17 protein-coding genes and 1 riboswitch are annotated in these 13,011 nt (G+C 55.1%); of the genes, 9 read left to right on the top strand and 8 right to left on the bottom strand.

All coding sequences use genetic code 11. The features are described from left to right. Window positions 1-45 precede the first annotated feature (45 nt). Window positions 46-288 carry a PTS transporter subunit EIIB gene (locus tag GM298_RS05530; protein WP_013097212.1) on the top strand — a complete coding sequence of 81 codons (243 nt, stop codon included), beginning with the start codon at window positions 46-48 and terminating at the stop codon, window positions 286-288. Between the two features lie 104 nt (window positions 289-392). On the opposite strand, the gene GM298_RS05535 is transcribed toward GM298_RS05530, so the two are convergent. Then, window positions 393-1,658: a maltoporin gene (locus GM298_RS05535; RefSeq protein ID WP_025755897.1), complete on the bottom strand. Its 1,266-nt coding sequence runs from the start codon at window positions 1,656-1,658 to the stop codon at window positions 393-395. Window positions 1,659-1,927: 269 nt separating this feature from the next. On the opposite strand from GM298_RS05535, the gene GM298_RS05540 reads away from it, so the two are divergent. Then, window positions 1,928-3,004, top strand: a complete 1,077-nt coding sequence (locus GM298_RS05540) for a LacI family DNA-binding transcriptional regulator (protein ID WP_095449509.1) — start codon at window positions 1,928-1,930, stop codon at window positions 3,002-3,004. Between the two features lie 42 nt (window positions 3,005-3,046). Here GM298_RS05540 and GM298_RS05545 read toward each other — a convergent pair whose 3' ends face one another. Continuing rightward, window positions 3,047-4,048, bottom strand: coding sequence for a magnesium transporter (locus GM298_RS05545; RefSeq protein WP_045284640.1), 1,002 nt, complete (start codon window positions 4,046-4,048; stop codon window positions 3,047-3,049). 61 nt (window positions 4,049-4,109) lie between these two features. Continuing rightward, a riboswitch (M-box (ykoK) riboswitch) is annotated at window positions 4,110-4,279 on the bottom strand. Between the two features lie 283 nt (window positions 4,280-4,562). On the opposite strand from GM298_RS05545, the gene GM298_RS05550 reads away from it, so the two are divergent. Continuing rightward, the gene (locus tag GM298_RS05550) at window positions 4,563-5,066 is read left to right on the top strand and encodes a DedA family protein (RefSeq protein WP_266153765.1); all 504 of its coding nucleotides are present in this window, start codon (window positions 4,563-4,565) and stop codon (window positions 5,064-5,066) included. Window position 5,067: 1 nt separating this feature from the next. On the opposite strand, the gene GM298_RS05555 is transcribed toward GM298_RS05550, so the two are convergent. Beyond that, window positions 5,068-5,817 (bottom strand): SDR family oxidoreductase, encoded by a 750-nt coding sequence (locus tag GM298_RS05555; RefSeq protein ID WP_025755893.1) that lies wholly within the window; start codon window positions 5,815-5,817, stop codon window positions 5,068-5,070. 100 nt (window positions 5,818-5,917) lie between these two features. Here GM298_RS05555 and GM298_RS05560 point away from each other — a divergent pair, with 100 nt between their 5' ends. Continuing rightward, window positions 5,918-6,277, top strand: a complete 360-nt coding sequence (locus GM298_RS05560) for a winged helix-turn-helix transcriptional regulator (RefSeq protein WP_126800315.1) — start codon at window positions 5,918-5,920, stop codon at window positions 6,275-6,277. Window position 6,278: 1 nt separating this feature from the next. Here the strand turns inward: GM298_RS05560 and GM298_RS05565 are convergent, their stop codons facing one another. Together GM298_RS05565 and GM298_RS05570 are read right to left on the bottom strand one after the other, a co-directional pair. Then, window positions 6,279-7,073, bottom strand: a complete 795-nt coding sequence (locus tag GM298_RS05565) for an SDR family NAD(P)-dependent oxidoreductase (protein WP_059385531.1) — start codon at window positions 7,071-7,073, stop codon at window positions 6,279-6,281. Window positions 7,074-7,198: 125 nt separating this feature from the next. Further along, entirely contained in the window at window positions 7,199-7,642 is a 444-nt protein-coding gene (locus tag GM298_RS05570) for a winged helix-turn-helix transcriptional regulator (RefSeq protein ID WP_047958235.1), read from the bottom strand. Window positions 7,643-7,794: 152 nt separating this feature from the next. Between GM298_RS05570 and agp the strand changes: the two genes are divergently transcribed. Further along, window positions 7,795-9,036 carry a bifunctional glucose-1-phosphatase/inositol phosphatase gene (agp, locus tag GM298_RS05575; RefSeq protein WP_047958236.1) on the top strand — a complete coding sequence of 414 codons (1,242 nt, stop codon included), beginning with the start codon at window positions 7,795-7,797 and terminating at the stop codon, window positions 9,034-9,036. A 32-nt stretch (window positions 9,037-9,068) separates the two neighbouring features. On the opposite strand, the gene GM298_RS05580 is transcribed toward agp, so the two are convergent. Together GM298_RS05580 and wrbA are read right to left on the bottom strand one after the other, a co-directional pair. Next, a complete protein-coding gene (locus tag GM298_RS05580; protein WP_045284636.1) occupies window positions 9,069-9,296 on the bottom strand; it encodes a YccJ family protein in 228 nt (75 codons plus the stop codon). An 18-nt stretch (window positions 9,297-9,314) separates the two neighbouring features. Continuing rightward, window positions 9,315-9,911, bottom strand: a complete 597-nt coding sequence (gene wrbA / locus GM298_RS05585) for an NAD(P)H:quinone oxidoreductase (RefSeq protein ID WP_025755888.1) — start codon at window positions 9,909-9,911, stop codon at window positions 9,315-9,317. Between the two features lie 392 nt (window positions 9,912-10,303). Here wrbA and GM298_RS05590 point away from each other — a divergent pair, with 392 nt between their 5' ends. The 4 genes from GM298_RS05590 (at window position 10,304) to GM298_RS05605 (ending at window position 12,369) form a co-directional block, all read left to right on the top strand. Next, entirely contained in the window at window positions 10,304-10,474 is a 171-nt protein-coding gene (locus GM298_RS05590) for a general stress protein (RefSeq protein ID WP_013097201.1), read from the top strand. A gap of 118 nt (window positions 10,475-10,592) precedes the next feature. Continuing rightward, a complete protein-coding gene (locus GM298_RS05595; RefSeq protein WP_025755886.1) occupies window positions 10,593-11,510 on the top strand; it encodes a DMT family transporter in 918 nt (305 codons plus the stop codon). 61 nt (window positions 11,511-11,571) lie between these two features. Continuing rightward, window positions 11,572-11,841 (top strand): DUF1778 domain-containing protein, encoded by a 270-nt coding sequence (locus GM298_RS05600; RefSeq protein ID WP_025755885.1) that lies wholly within the window; start codon window positions 11,572-11,574, stop codon window positions 11,839-11,841. Between the two features lie 6 nt (window positions 11,842-11,847). Beyond that, window positions 11,848-12,369 carry a GNAT family N-acetyltransferase gene (locus GM298_RS05605; RefSeq protein WP_266153766.1) on the top strand — a complete coding sequence of 174 codons (522 nt, stop codon included), beginning with the start codon at window positions 11,848-11,850 and terminating at the stop codon, window positions 12,367-12,369. Between the two features lie 117 nt (window positions 12,370-12,486). On the opposite strand, the gene GM298_RS05610 is transcribed toward GM298_RS05605, so the two are convergent. Further along, on the bottom strand, window positions 12,487-13,011 hold a 525-nt coding region (locus GM298_RS05610; protein WP_266153767.1), incomplete at its 5' end, for an integrase core domain-containing protein.

Here is a 13,011-nt window from a genome sequence, read left to right on the forward strand (position 1 = left end):
CTCCACGAGCAGGCATTTTTTTATCTGCATAGAATGAGGCGTATTATGGACAGTCAAATTACCCAGCGTTTAATTCCCGCGTTTGGCGGTGACGATAATATCGAACACGTCGAAGCCTGCATTACCCGCCTGCGCGTGACGGTTAAAGATTTAAATAAGGTTGACTCTGAGGCGTTACAGAATGAAGGGGCGCTGGGCGTAATTATTATCGGTCAGCAGGTGCACGCCATCTTTGGCAGGCAGTCTGATGCCTTACGTCAGTTATTAGATGAACACTTTAATCAGTAAATATAAAAAAGGGATAGCCAAAATAATGGCTATCCCTGAGCAGAGATATATGCTGCAATTAGCTGGAGATACAATAACGATTAACGCATTTTAAAAATGAAGGTTTACCACCAGGCTTCGACCTGCACCCCAAAGTTCCAGGTATTATTCGCGGTGCCGTCCTCGAAGGATTTCCCTTTTTCGGAATCATTCAGGTAAGACGCAAACACACGCAGTTCCGGACGCGACATAAAGTCAGGGCCATCGGCCAGGCCGAGGGCAAGGGTGTATTTCTCGCCGCTCTGCTTGTAGTCAGACCCGTCGGTGTAGGTGTCTTTCTGGTAGAAACCACCCACTTCGCCAATCAGGCGGACATACTCGGTAAACTGGTACTGCGCGCGGCCGACAAGGGAAATCAGGCGCGATTTATCGGTATATTGCGTCGTGTCGTCCGCCGAACCCCAGGTCAACACGTGGTTGAAGGAGAGCTTGTCGGTGATGGGAATTAAGCCGGTATTGATCACGCGGTAGCCGCTGGCATCGTTCACATCGTTCCACATGTCGTACCAGCCGCCCCCCTGGGACACCATGTTCTGCGCCAGGCCTTTGTTGGCATACTGCAACACCAGCTTGTTGTATCCTCCCAGCATGTCCTGGCTGATCTCGCCGGTTACCATCACGCCGTTGTCGGCCTCGTACAGCCCGCCGTACTCTTTCTGCTTGTTGGTCGGGTTTGGCATGGCGTAGTCGATGCCGACTTCGGTCCAGGCGCCTGCCCACGGTTTCCAGCCCGCATAGCGCAGATCGATATAGTTGATGTTCACGTCGTTATCACCGTCAACGCGGTAGTCCACGTCGTTGGCATCGCCGCGGATCCACGCCACGGAGACCGCGCCAGGGCCGAGCGTATAGTTCTCGATACCTGCGCCGGATCCCGAGATATTCCAGTATTTGGTGTCGATGATGTGCAGGTCATGGCGCTGGTAATAGCGCTTCCCACCCCAGATCACCGCGTTGGGATCGCCCGGAATCAGCCCCTTGATCTGCAGGTTCAACTGACGCAGGCCAAACTGGGCATCGTCGCCAAAGGTGGTTTCGTTATCGTTAGAACCGTCAGACACCATGCTCACCATGCTGTCGAGATAAAAGCTTACGTCGTTCTTTTTATAAACCTCAGAGCCCAGTTCCAGCTCGCCGTAGGTATCGGCTTCGTTACCCAGACGGCCAATTTTATTCTTCTGCCACTCCTCCATCCCACCATCCCGTGAGACGCCCACGCCGGAGCGAAGATAGCCATGGAAATCAATCGGTACCGAAGACGCGGCAAACAGCGATGGAGACGCTAACGCGGCAGCCAGCGCAACGGATACAGAGCGGATCGTCGTGTTCATTGTTACCCTCTTATTGTTTTGTAATACGTTCACAAATCCGCTGTCATAAAATGCCTAAACCTTTTGTATGGCAATTGCATGATCATAAATGTGTGATTAAGTGCAAATAAAATAGACAATTTTGTATCAGGTGATGAGATTTGTCGCAGGTTATGTCATTGTGAGCGTCATACTTTTTGATGGTGTTGTGCCAGTGAAAAGAGGGCGGTAAGCGTTTTTTTCCAGCGCCCCTGTTACAATCAGCGCATAACAACATAAGGAACCGGACCATGAAGTCGAAAAGCGCAACGTTAGAGGACGTGGCACGCCATGCGGGCGTCTCCTATCAGACCGTGTCCAGGGTACTGAATAAATCTGCCAATGTATCCGACGCCACGCGTAGCAAGGTGGAGAAATCCATAGAGTTATTACGGTATGTGCCCAACCGCCTGGCTCAGCAACTGGTCGGCAAACAGACCCAGACTGTCGGACTGGTGACGATTTCGCTCGCATTGCATGCCCCTTCTCAGGTGGCTGCGGCGGTAAAACGCTATGCGAATGTGGAAGGTTATCAGGTCCTGATTTCCATGATTGATGAGAACGTCAACCACAGTATTCAGGATTCTATCAACGAGCTGAAGTCCCAGCGGGTGAGCAAGGTGATCATTAACGTGCCGCTGGAGGCCGAAGAGGCGCAGAAAATCGCGACTGACAACGATGATATTGTCTGTCTGTTCCTGGATGTCGACCCGTACAGTTCCGTGTTTAACGTTTCGTTTAACCCGGCGGACGGCACCCGCGCCAGCGTTAAATACCTTTACGAACTGGGCCATCGCGACATCGCCCTGCTGGCCGGGCCAGAGTCCTCTGTGTCGGCACAGTTGAGGCTAAAAAGCTGGATCGAAACCCTGAAAAGCTACGGCCTGGAGCCCGCCTCGGTGATCCGCGGCAACTGGGATGCGCAGAGCGGGTATGCCGGTGCGCTGCAGATGCTGCGTGAAACGCCGCAGTTTTCCGCCGTGCTGGTGGGCAACGACCAGATGGCGCTGGGCGTACTGAGCGCCTTCCACCAGCAGCAGATTTCCATTCCGGGCGAGAAGTCGGTGATTGGCTATGATGACACTTACGAAAGCTCGTTCTTCTACCCGGCGCTGACCACGGTCTCACTGGATTTAGATCTGCAGGGTAAAGAGGCGGTGCGCCGCATTCTGGACAGCGGCGAAGATAATGCGTTGCGTATGTCCTCGATTTTACCTGCCCGTCTGGTGGTGCGACAGTCTACCGGGCCGAAAGGAGAGAAGGGGAAAAACCTCCAGGCGCTGGCCCAGCAGTTGCGTGAGATTGCGCATCAACTGGGTGATGTGTAGCACAGTGAGCACCGCAATCACGGGAAAGCGGTGCTCGCAAGATCACTCCAGCCCAAGGGTATATTGCGCGATTTTGAAGTAAATAATCAGCCCGGTACCGTCGATAAGCGTCGCGATAAACGGTGCGGAGACAACCGCCGGGTCAATGCCGCAGCGCTTGAGCACCATCGGGATCACGGACGAGACGATGGCGCTCCACAGCGTAATGCACACCAGCGTCAGGCTGACGATAAGCGTGATTTCCAGCCCAATTCCCATCATCCAGGCCCGGATGCACCCGGCAAGACCCAGCGTGGCGGCAATCATCAGCGAGGTGCTCATCTCTTTGCGCAGCACGCGTCCGACGTCGCGCAGGTGCACCTCTCCCAGCGCCATGGCGCGCACCAGCGTGGAGGTGATCTGCGTTCCGCTGTTGCCACCTGTGCCAATCAGCAGCGGGATAAAGAACGCCAGCGCAATGGCGGACTCCAGCGCCTCTTCGAAATGCTGAATGACCGAGCTGGTGTAGGCTTCGGCGACAAACAGCAGCAGCAGCCAGACGGAGCGTTTTTTCCACAGATTAAAAGCGCTGGTTTCCAGATAGGGCTTCTCCAGCGGCAGCGTCGCCCCCTGAAGCTGGGCATCTTCGGTAACGTCATCTTCCAGCAGATGGGCGATTTCCCGTTCGGTCAGGCAGCCGACGAGCTTCCCGTGGGTGACCACGGGCACGACATCCGCGTCGCCGTGGGCCAGCAGTCCGGCAACGTCGGCACGTTCATCCTCCGGTTTGACCTGTAAAAATTGCGAAATCATCAGCGATTTCACCGGCTGTACCGTATCGGAAGTCTGCAGCAACTGGCGCACGGCAATCATTCCCGCCAGGCGGCCATGGTCTTCAATGAAAATATGCGACGGAATATCATCGTCTTTTAATTTTTCGAAGAATTGCTCGCGCGCCAGCGCCACGCATAATGAAATATCGAGGACGATAAAATCGGTATTCATATACTGCGCGATGGCGCTGTCATTGAATGTCGGGTTCTGGTTGTGAATAGCGTAAGACATAATGAATTCCCTTTGAATAATAAAAATCTCTCAGGGGCGAGCAAGACAGGGCATGTCGAAGAGGAGATCCCCACGTCCTGGGTTCAGCACTGTACACCGTATCCCGCAAGGGAAGTTATACTGACAAAGCCTTGATTCGACAGTGCCTGTTTTACCCTGTGCCGGTTCTCTCGAACCCACCAGAGCGATAACGTGTATTTGTACAGGAGCCTCGCCATAACGAGATCGTTGTATACCCGTCATACTTCAAGTTGCAGGTACGTTGGCTGCACTCACTCACCCCAGTCACGTACTTGTGTACGCTCCCGGGGATTCGTTCCCTTGCCGCCTTCCTGCAACTCGAATTATTTAGGGTATAAAACGAGAGGGATAATACGCTTAATTAATTTTGCCGCTCAGGAATTTAAAAAATGTTTAAGAACGGTTTAGAAGAATCTTATTAATAAGACGTTGAGGGTTTATTTAAGTGAATTCATTTTAAATGAAGAATGATATTTACATCGGGGGAGAGTAAATGACGTGGCTTGATACTTTGCTGAATCACTTTGCGCTCTATCCGGCACATCTTTTCGCGCTGTTATTTATGATGGCGCTGAGTAAATCAACGGTGCTGATCTCCTCTGTGCTGCCGCCTGCCTCGGTGATGCTGTTGACCGGCATTACCGTGAGTCAGGCGAGCATGCATCCGGCGCTGGCGTGGCTGGCCGTGGTGACGGGGGCAACGGTGGGTTCAGTGCTGAACTTCCATATCGGCCAGCTGATGGGGCACACGCGATGGATAACCCGCCTCACCGCAAAACACGCCGGTAAATTTTTGCGGGTGCAACATCAGCTGCAGAAAAACGGCGTGCTGGTGCTGTTCAGCGCGCGCTTCCTGGCGGTACTGCGCTATATCGTACCGCTGGCGGCAGGCATGCTCAGGCTTAACGTGGTCAAGGTTTACGCGGTGAGCCTGCTCTCTGCCGCCGTCTGGGCGGCGCTGTATGTCGGCATTGTCACCGGCATCAGCGCCTTCTGAGTTACAAACTTCCCATCCCGCCGTCGACCAGCAGCTCCGTGCCTACCGTATAGCTGGACTCGTCGGAGGCCAGATAGAGCGCGGCTTTTGCCAGCTCCGTCGTGGAGCCCATTCTGCCCAGCGGAACCAGCTTGATGATCTCCGCCATCATCGCGTTAAGCGCTTCTTCGCTTAAGCCCGTTTTGTTAAAGGCCGGGGTCTCCACCGGACCGGGGCTCAGGCCGTTGACGCGGATCCCGCGCGGCAGCAGTTCCGCCGACAACGTGCGTGCCAGCGACAGCAGGGCAGCCTTGCTCGCGGCATACACGCTGCTGGTGGGCAGGCCGATGCGCGCGCTTACGGAGCCGCACAGGATTACGGAGGAGGGATTATTCAGCAGCGGCAGCAGTGCCTGAATTAAAAAGAATGGTCCCTTCAGGTTGATGCCCATCAGACGATCCCAGGCCTCTTCCTGCCACGCTTCCAGCGGCGCGTGCGTCACATCACCGGCGTTGAGAAAGACCGCGTCCAGGCGTGGCCAGCGGGCGGCAAGGGTCTCCGCCAGCGCTTTTTGCGAAGCAATATCTCCCGCATCGGTCGGGATCACCCAGGCGTTTTCGCCCAGAATGCGCTCTGCTTCGGCGAGCGTGTCGGGATTGCGTCCGGTGACGGCGACGTGTGCGCCTTCGGCGATAAACGCCTGCGCGGTAGCAAGACCTATGCCGCTGGTGCCGCCGGTAATCAGCGTATACTTATCGGTTAAACGACCCATATTCTTCTCCTGAAATGTCTCTGGAGAAAACACTATAGAAACGTTAGTATCGAAAGGAAATCAGGTACCAAATGGATACTAACGAGGCAAGAGGTGTGCAATGGCAGAAAGGCTGGACGTGTGCTGCGAAAAAAAATCTGAGGTGTATACCTGCCCGATGACGCAGTTTGTCAATCTGATTTCCGGGAAATGGGCGATCCCCATTCTCTATCGCCTGATTGTGTTCAATACGCCCGTTCGCTTTGGCGATCTGCTGCGGGCGGCTGCCCCGATTACGCAAAAAGAGCTGACGAAGCAGCTTCGCCTGTTCGAGCAGCGCGGGCTGGTGACGCGTACGGTCTACCCTGAGATCCCGCCGCGGGTGGAGTACCAAATTACCGCGCTCGGGCTTACTCTGCAAAATGCTCTCTCGCCGCTGGCCGCCTGGATGACTGAGTACGGCGACCAGCTGGAGCGTTAGGCTACTGTTTTACGTAGCGCGGGGCCGGAATACCGGTGCGCGCGCTGTTAAACAATTCCAGACGCGCCGTTTCGTAGCGATCCCACAGGCCAGCGTCATGCATCGGCGGGATGGTGATCAGTTCACCCTGATCCAGACCCGCCAGTGACGCATCCACCATATCTTCCGTGGTCATTACTGACCCTTCCGGCAGATCGTTAACCGTGACGCCGGAATGGCTCCAGATCTCCGTCGCCGTGGCGGCAGGCAACACCGCCTGAATGCGCAGGTTGCTGTCGGCAAACTCTTCCTGCAGCCCGCGGGTAAAGCTGAGCACCCACGCCTTGGTGGCGCTGTAGAGCGCGCTGCCCGCCCGCACGTGCAGAGCCAGCACGGACGCGATATTGACAAGCGTGCCGCGGTTATTCTCTGCCAGGCGCGGCAGAATGGCATACGTTAAGCGCATCAGCGCCGTGGTGTTCAGGGTGTTAATGGCCTGATGCCGGGCCACATCACCCGCGAGGAACGGGGCCATCTGTGCGGTGCCCGCGTTGTTAATCAGCGTATCGATGGCGGTGTTGCTGCGCAGCGTCTCTTCCACGGCGCGGATCCCGGCTTCCTCCGTGAGATCGGCCACCAGAACCTCGACCGCAACGTCATAGCGTTCGCGCAGTTCACTGGCCAGCGCCTGCAGTCGTTCCTCACGCCGGGCGACAAGCACCAGATTAAGGCCGCGAGCGGCAAGGCGATCGGCATAGACAGCACCAATTCCGGAAGAGGCACCTGTTACCAGGGCGGTAGAGCGTGGCGTAGTCATCGTGTGTTACCTCAAAGCAAAGTGGGTTATTTGGTTTCAACATGAAACTTAATCCACTCTCTGCTATTTGGTTTTATAATGCAACCAAATTGGTGGGCATTTTGTGCTTTTGCTGGCGGGAGCGATCAGGAGGGGAGTTTGGCCACAATCTGCTCAGGGGTCAGTTCGCGACCGTCGTCGGCGATAAGCGCCAGTTTTCGCAGGGGTTTGCGCTTTTCGCTATCGACAAGGACCGTGCCGCATTCGTGTTCAGCAAATAAATATTCATTGCCCCACTGTGACAGGGCAACCAGCACCGTCTGCAGGGCGCGTCCCTTCTCGGTCAGGACATACTCCTGCCAGGCGCTGCCGTCGGAGGCGGGCTGAAGCCGAAGAATACCTTCGTCAACCAGCAGTTTAAGCCGCGTGGTCAGCATGTTTTTCGCAATCCCGAGGCTTTTCTGAAACTCGCCAAAGCGTGTAACCCCGCGGAGGGCGTCGCGAACAATCAGCAGTGACCACCAGTCACCGATGATATCCAGCGAACGGGCGACGGGGCAGGGGCTCTCTTCAAGACGGGTACGTTTCACAGCACATTCTCCGGTGGGGTATGGTTTTATTATAAAACTAATCGACGCTCACCGTAAGCGTGTTAATCATCAGTTTGAGAAATGCTTCCCGGAAAATTGTCACGGTTCTGTCACACTGAACGCGACATTTTAAAACGAGTGAGGAATTAGGGATGAGAAAAGCACTACTCGCGCTGGCAGTCGCCGGTTCCATTTCAGCAACGTTTGGCGTGCAGGCGCAAGAGACGCCGGAAGGGTATCAGCTGGAGCAAGTTTTAATCATGAGTCGTCATAACCTGCGCGCTCCGCTTGCCAACAACGGCAGCGTGCTGGAGCAGTCGACGCCAAAGCAGTGGCCTGAGTGGGAAGTGCCGGGCGGTCAACTCACCACCAAAGGCGGCGTGCTGGAAGTCTATATGGGTCATTATATGCGCGAGTGGCTGGCACAGCAGGGGATGATCAAGACCGGCGAGTGCCCGCCAGCGGATGCGGTGTATGCCTATGCCAACAGCCTGCAGCGTACCGTCGCCACCGCGCAGTTCTTTATCACCGGCGCCTTCCCGGGCTGTGATGTGCCTGTTCATCACCAGGAAAAAATGGGCACCATGGACCCGACCTTTAACCCGGTGATTACCGATAACTCCCCTGAATTCCGCGACAAAGCGCTGAAGGCGATGGAGGCCGAGCGGCAGAAAATGCAGCTTGCGGAAAGCTACAAGCTGCTGGAGCAGATGACGAACTACGCTGAGTCGCCGTCGTGCAAAGAGAAAAAGGTCTGCTCGCTGGCAGATGCGAAAGATACCTTCAGCGCTGATTACGAAAAAGAGCCAGGCGTTTCCGGGCCGCTGAAGGTGGGTAACTCGCTGGTTGACGCCTTTACGCTGCAGTATTACGAAGGTTTCCCGGCAGACCAGGTGGCTTGGGGAGAGATCAAAACCGACCAGCAGTGGCGCGTACTGTCGAAGCTGAAAAACGGTTATCAGGACTCGCTGTTTACCTCTACCGAGGTGGCGCAAAACGTCGCCAAACCGCTGGTGAAATACATCGATAAAACCCTGGTCACCGAACAGGCGAAAGCGCCGAAAATTACCCTGCTGGTGGGGCATGATTCAAACATCGCTTCCCTGCTCACGGCGCTGGATTTTAAACCGTACCAGCTGCACGACCAGCAGGAACGCACCCCGATTGGCGGCAAAATTGTCTTCCAGCGCTGGCATGACAAAAACAGCAACCAGGAATTGATGAAAATTGAGTATGTCTATCAGAGCTCTGAGCAACTGCGTAACGCCAGCGTGCTGTCGCTGCAATCTCCGGCGCAGCGCGTGACGCTTGAGCTGAAGGGCTGTCCGGTCGATGCGAACGGCTTCTGTCCTGTCGACAAATTCAATGCGGTGATGAACAACGCGGCAAAATAGAGGATAACCCCCCGCATGGCGGGGGGAAACGTTCAGACGTTTTTACGTTCGATGGTTTGCTCACCCCAGAAGAGCGAGTCTTTGTCCGTTTTTTCGAAGGCGCGCACCAGCACTTCATCGTTGCCTTCTTCCCAAATCTGCTCTGCCAGTTTTTCGTCATACTTCGCGATTTCAAAAATGGCTTCGGCGATCTCCGGCGAGGTGTTGCGTAAACTTGCCCATTCACCCACGTGGTGAGCTTTTGATTCTTGCGTTGGCATGCTTGTCCTCCTGTTGGGTTAGCCGTTCAGTTTTTTGGCGAGACCCGCGACGTATTCACCCTGATAACGGGCGATAGCGAGCTCTTCATTGCTCGGCTGTCGGGAGCCATCGCCGCCGGCAATGGTGGTTGCGCCGTACGGCGTACCGCCACGTACCTGAGAAATATCAAATAACTCCTGTGCCCCGTAGCCAATCGGCACAATCACCATCCCGTGATGAGCAAGGGTAGTCCAGGTTGAGGTAATCGTCTGTTCCTGGCCGCCGCCGGTCCCGGTGGAGCTGAAGACGCTGGCGAGCTTGCCGTATAACGCGCCTGAAGCCCACAGGCCGCCCGTCTGATCGAGGAAGGTACGCATCTGGCCGGACATATTGCCAAAGCGGGTCGGGGTGCCAAAGATGATGGCATCGTAATCAGCCAGTTCCTGCGGGGTGGCCACCGGGGCATTTTGTGTTTTACCCCCGGCTTTTGCGAATGCTTCTGCCTGCATGGTTTCCGGTACGCGTTTCACCACAACCTCAACGCCGTCCACCTTGTTTGCACCCTCTGCTACCGCGTGAGCCATGGTTTCAATGTGTCCATACATGGAATAATAGAGCACCAGAACTTTTGCCATTTTGCATCACTCCTCGTTTGTTTTCTCTGACAGCGGATCGCTGCGCTCTTTTAAAGATATGTCATCACAGCCAGACTGCAAAAATGAACGCCATTTATTTGATTTATAACAATATGGGTCTAAAAATGGCTTTGTAGCAAAATGATACAACTTTCCCGCTGCCGATTTTTAAAATGATAAGAAAGGCTTATGGATTACCGCCGCGTCATCTCACCCGAAAGACTGAGATCATGTTGCAGGATATTACCTTCGGCTTGCCGGATAACCTCATTCCACTAAGCTTAGTTTCACGCGGCACAGATAAAGGCGTTGTCCTTGAGCCGCGAGGTGAAAGAATCCTCTTTTACTGAATGCAATATGATGTCTAATGTTTCACACTCTGGAGGTTAGAGATGGCAAACCATCGTGGTGGTTCAGGTAATTTCGCAGAAGACCGTGAAAGAGCATCAGAAGCAGGCCGTAAAGGTGGCCAGCATAGCGGGGGTAATTTTAAAAATGACCCTCAGCGCGCATCTGAGGCTGGCAAAAAAGGGGGTAAAAACAGCCATGGCGGCAATAAGTAAGTCGCCGGGTTGATCTCCCTGCCGCCGGGGCTTCCCGGCGGTTTTTTTATTTCTGCAACATTGAACTGTAACCAAAGGCAACGCACACTAGGGAATTGTTCTTCATTGCGAGTGCCGCATGTCTGTCTCACGTTTCAAATTTTCTGTTAAACCTCAGGAAGCCATCCTTATTCTCATCACCATGTTCTGGGGCGGGACGTTTCTGGCCGTCCAGTACGCGGTGACCCTTAGCGATCCCTTCTTTTTTGTTGGCCTGCGCTTTGCGACGGCGGCGATTGCCGTGGGGCTCTGCTCGCTAAACACGCTGCGGGGTCTGACGCTGAAAGAGCTTAAGGCGGGCGTGGCGATTGGGGTGGCGATAGCGATGGGCTACAGCCTGCAGACGTGGGGATTGCAGACCATCTCCAGCAGTAAATCCGCCTTTATTACCGCCATGTATGTGCCGCTGGTGCCGCTACTGCAGTGGCTGTGCCTTGGGCGACTGCCGGGGCTGATGTCCTGCATCGGGATCGTGCTGGCGTTTATTGGCCTTATTCTGCTCGCCGGGCCGGAAAACAATCTGCTGGCGCTGGGGACGGGGGAGATTATTACCCTGATCGGGGCGATTGCGATTGCGGCGGAAATTATTCTGATTAGCGCCTGGGCGGGGAAGGTCGACGTCAAGCGCGTGACGGTAGTGCAGCTTGCCACCGCGTCGCTGGTGGCATTTGCGACAATGGTGCCGGCAGGGGAGTCGGTACCGCCAATGTCCACCGGGCTGGTCGTGGTGGCGCTGGGGCTGGGCATTTTCAGCGCCATTATTCAGGTGACCATGAACTGGGCGCAGCGCAGCGTGTCGCCGACCCGGGCGACGGTGATCTATACCGGGGAGCCGGTCTGGGCAGGGATTTTTGGGCGGCTTGCGGGCGAGCGTTTGCCGCTGCTGGCCCTGGTGGGCGCAGCGTTTATCGTCGCCGGGGTGCTGGTGAGTGAATTAAAGCTAAAAAAACGTCGCCGTGAGGTGAGCGATGTGACGGCTGAAGAAGGTTTAGATTGAAAAAAAGGACGGATGTCTCTACGATATGTACGGATAAACACCGTACACGATAAAGTCAATTATGCCAGCACTTAAAAAACAGCGTATCGATCTTCGCCTGACGGACGAAGACAAAACAATGATTGAAGAGGCGGCGGCGATGACGAACCAAACGATCACCCAGTTTATGGTGAACAGTGCGTCTGAACGTGCTGCAGAGGTCATCGAACAGCATCGGCGTCTCGTCTTAAACGAAACATCATGGAATGCCGTGATGAACGCCATCGACAATCCGCCAGAGCCAAATGAACGCCTGAAGCGAGCGGCAAAACGTCTTCGAAACATGGAGTGAAGCGTCGTGGAAAATCTCACGATCGAAATGTTTTCAGAGGGAGAAGAGTATGATTTCAGGAATTTCGATTGTGGTGAACCCTCGCTAAATTCCTTCCTGGCAGACCATCTGGTGCGTCAGCACAATGGGCGTATTTTACGCGGCTATCTGCTTAAAGATCGCGACCATTCTCGTGTCCTGGGCTATTACACGCTGTCCGGAAGTTGCTTTGAAAAAGCGATGCTTCCTTCTAAGACTCAGCAGCGTCGGATCCCTTATATCAACGTACCGAGCGTGACGCTGGGGCGTCTGGCTGTCCATAAAGACCTGCAGGGACGCGAGTGGGGAACAACACTCGTCACGCATGCTATGCGCGTGGTTTACCTGGCATCCCAGGCGGTAGGCGTACATGGACTCTTTGTCGATGCGATTAACGAACAGGCTAAACGGTTTTATCTGAAGCTGGGCTTTATCCCTCTGACGGGTGAAAACAGTCATTCGCTTTTTTATCCCACCAAATCTATTGAACGCCTGTTTGAAGAAGAGTAGACCTGCGTCCTGAAAGTATGAGGGGGGCGTTTTTTGCCCCCCCCTCACCCCGCCCCTCTCCCCGTGTACAGTCCGGGGACATGGTAGACAGGTGTTCGGGGACATGGTGAACACTTTTTAACATCCTTTACCCATGGTGATCGACTTTTTCTTCAGGTCGATCACCCCCACTTTCGTGCTGTACCACCACACTTCATAGCAGCCATCCTCCTGCGTCTCCTTCAGTCCGACCCGTTCTCCCCTGAACGCTTTACCCGCGCTCAGACTTACCCCTTTCACGCTCAGCTTTCCGCTGATATCCACTTTCCTGACCATCACGCCCTCGTCGTATTCCGGGGGCGTTGTATTGCCGCTGTACCGTCGCGATGACGGCTGATACCGCGAGCCCGGTACCGCCATATCCAGCGCCTCATGCGGCCGTTCAAGGTTATAGACCGTCCGCCAGTGGTCGAAGGCGCGCTGCAGTTCACCGCTGTCCGCGAACCACTTCCCCTGCAGCACTTCCGCCTTCAGGCTGCGGTGAAAACGCTCCAGCTTGCCCTGCGTCTGCGGATGATACGGCCGGGAGTGCCCCACCCGGATACCCTGGCGCATCAGCCACAGCTCCAGCGCCGTCCAGGTGCCGGTGGTGTCTCCCCACGG

Source organism: Enterobacter sp. HSTU-ASh6 (genome assembly GCF_026319105.1).
Lineage (GTDB): Bacteria > Pseudomonadota > Gammaproteobacteria > Enterobacterales > Enterobacteriaceae > Enterobacter > Enterobacter sichuanensis.

Bases quoted from the DNA above. Each gene is read 5' to 3' on its own strand.
- GM298_RS05580 (WP_045284636.1), bottom strand. From the start codon at position 9,296: ATGCCAACGCAAGAATCAAAAGCTCACCACGTGGGTGAATGGGCAAGT.
- GM298_RS05535 (WP_025755897.1), bottom strand. From the start codon at position 1,658: ATGAACACGACGATCCGCTCTGTATCCGTTGCGCTGGCTGCCGCGTTA.
- agp (WP_047958236.1), top strand. From the start codon at position 7,795: ATGAGAAAAGCACTACTCGCGCTGGCAGTCGCCGGTTCCATTTCAGCA.
- GM298_RS05590 (WP_013097201.1), top strand. From the start codon at position 10,304: ATGGCAAACCATCGTGGTGGTTCAGGTAATTTCGCAGAAGACCGTGAA.
- GM298_RS05555 (WP_025755893.1), bottom strand. From the start codon at position 5,817: ATGGGTCGTTTAACCGATAAGTATACGCTGATTACCGGCGGCACCAGC.
- GM298_RS05565 (WP_059385531.1), bottom strand. From the start codon at position 7,073: ATGACTACGCCACGCTCTACCGCCCTGGTAACAGGTGCCTCTTCCGGA.
- GM298_RS05595 (WP_025755886.1), top strand. From the start codon at position 10,593: ATGTCTGTCTCACGTTTCAAATTTTCTGTTAAACCTCAGGAAGCCATC.
- GM298_RS05545 (WP_045284640.1), bottom strand. From the start codon at position 4,048: ATGTCTTACGCTATTCACAACCAGAACCCGACATTCAATGACAGCGCC.
- GM298_RS05550 (WP_266153765.1), top strand. From the start codon at position 4,563: ATGACGTGGCTTGATACTTTGCTGAATCACTTTGCGCTCTATCCGGCA.
- GM298_RS05560 (WP_126800315.1), top strand. From the start codon at position 5,918: ATGGCAGAAAGGCTGGACGTGTGCTGCGAAAAAAAATCTGAGGTGTAT.
- GM298_RS05600 (WP_025755885.1), top strand. From the start codon at position 11,572: ATGCCAGCACTTAAAAAACAGCGTATCGATCTTCGCCTGACGGACGAA.
- GM298_RS05540 (WP_095449509.1), top strand. From the start codon at position 1,928: ATGAAGTCGAAAAGCGCAACGTTAGAGGACGTGGCACGCCATGCGGGC.
- GM298_RS05530 (WP_013097212.1), top strand. From the start codon at position 46: ATGGACAGTCAAATTACCCAGCGTTTAATTCCCGCGTTTGGCGGTGAC.
- wrbA (WP_025755888.1), bottom strand. From the start codon at position 9,911: ATGGCAAAAGTTCTGGTGCTCTATTATTCCATGTATGGACACATTGAA.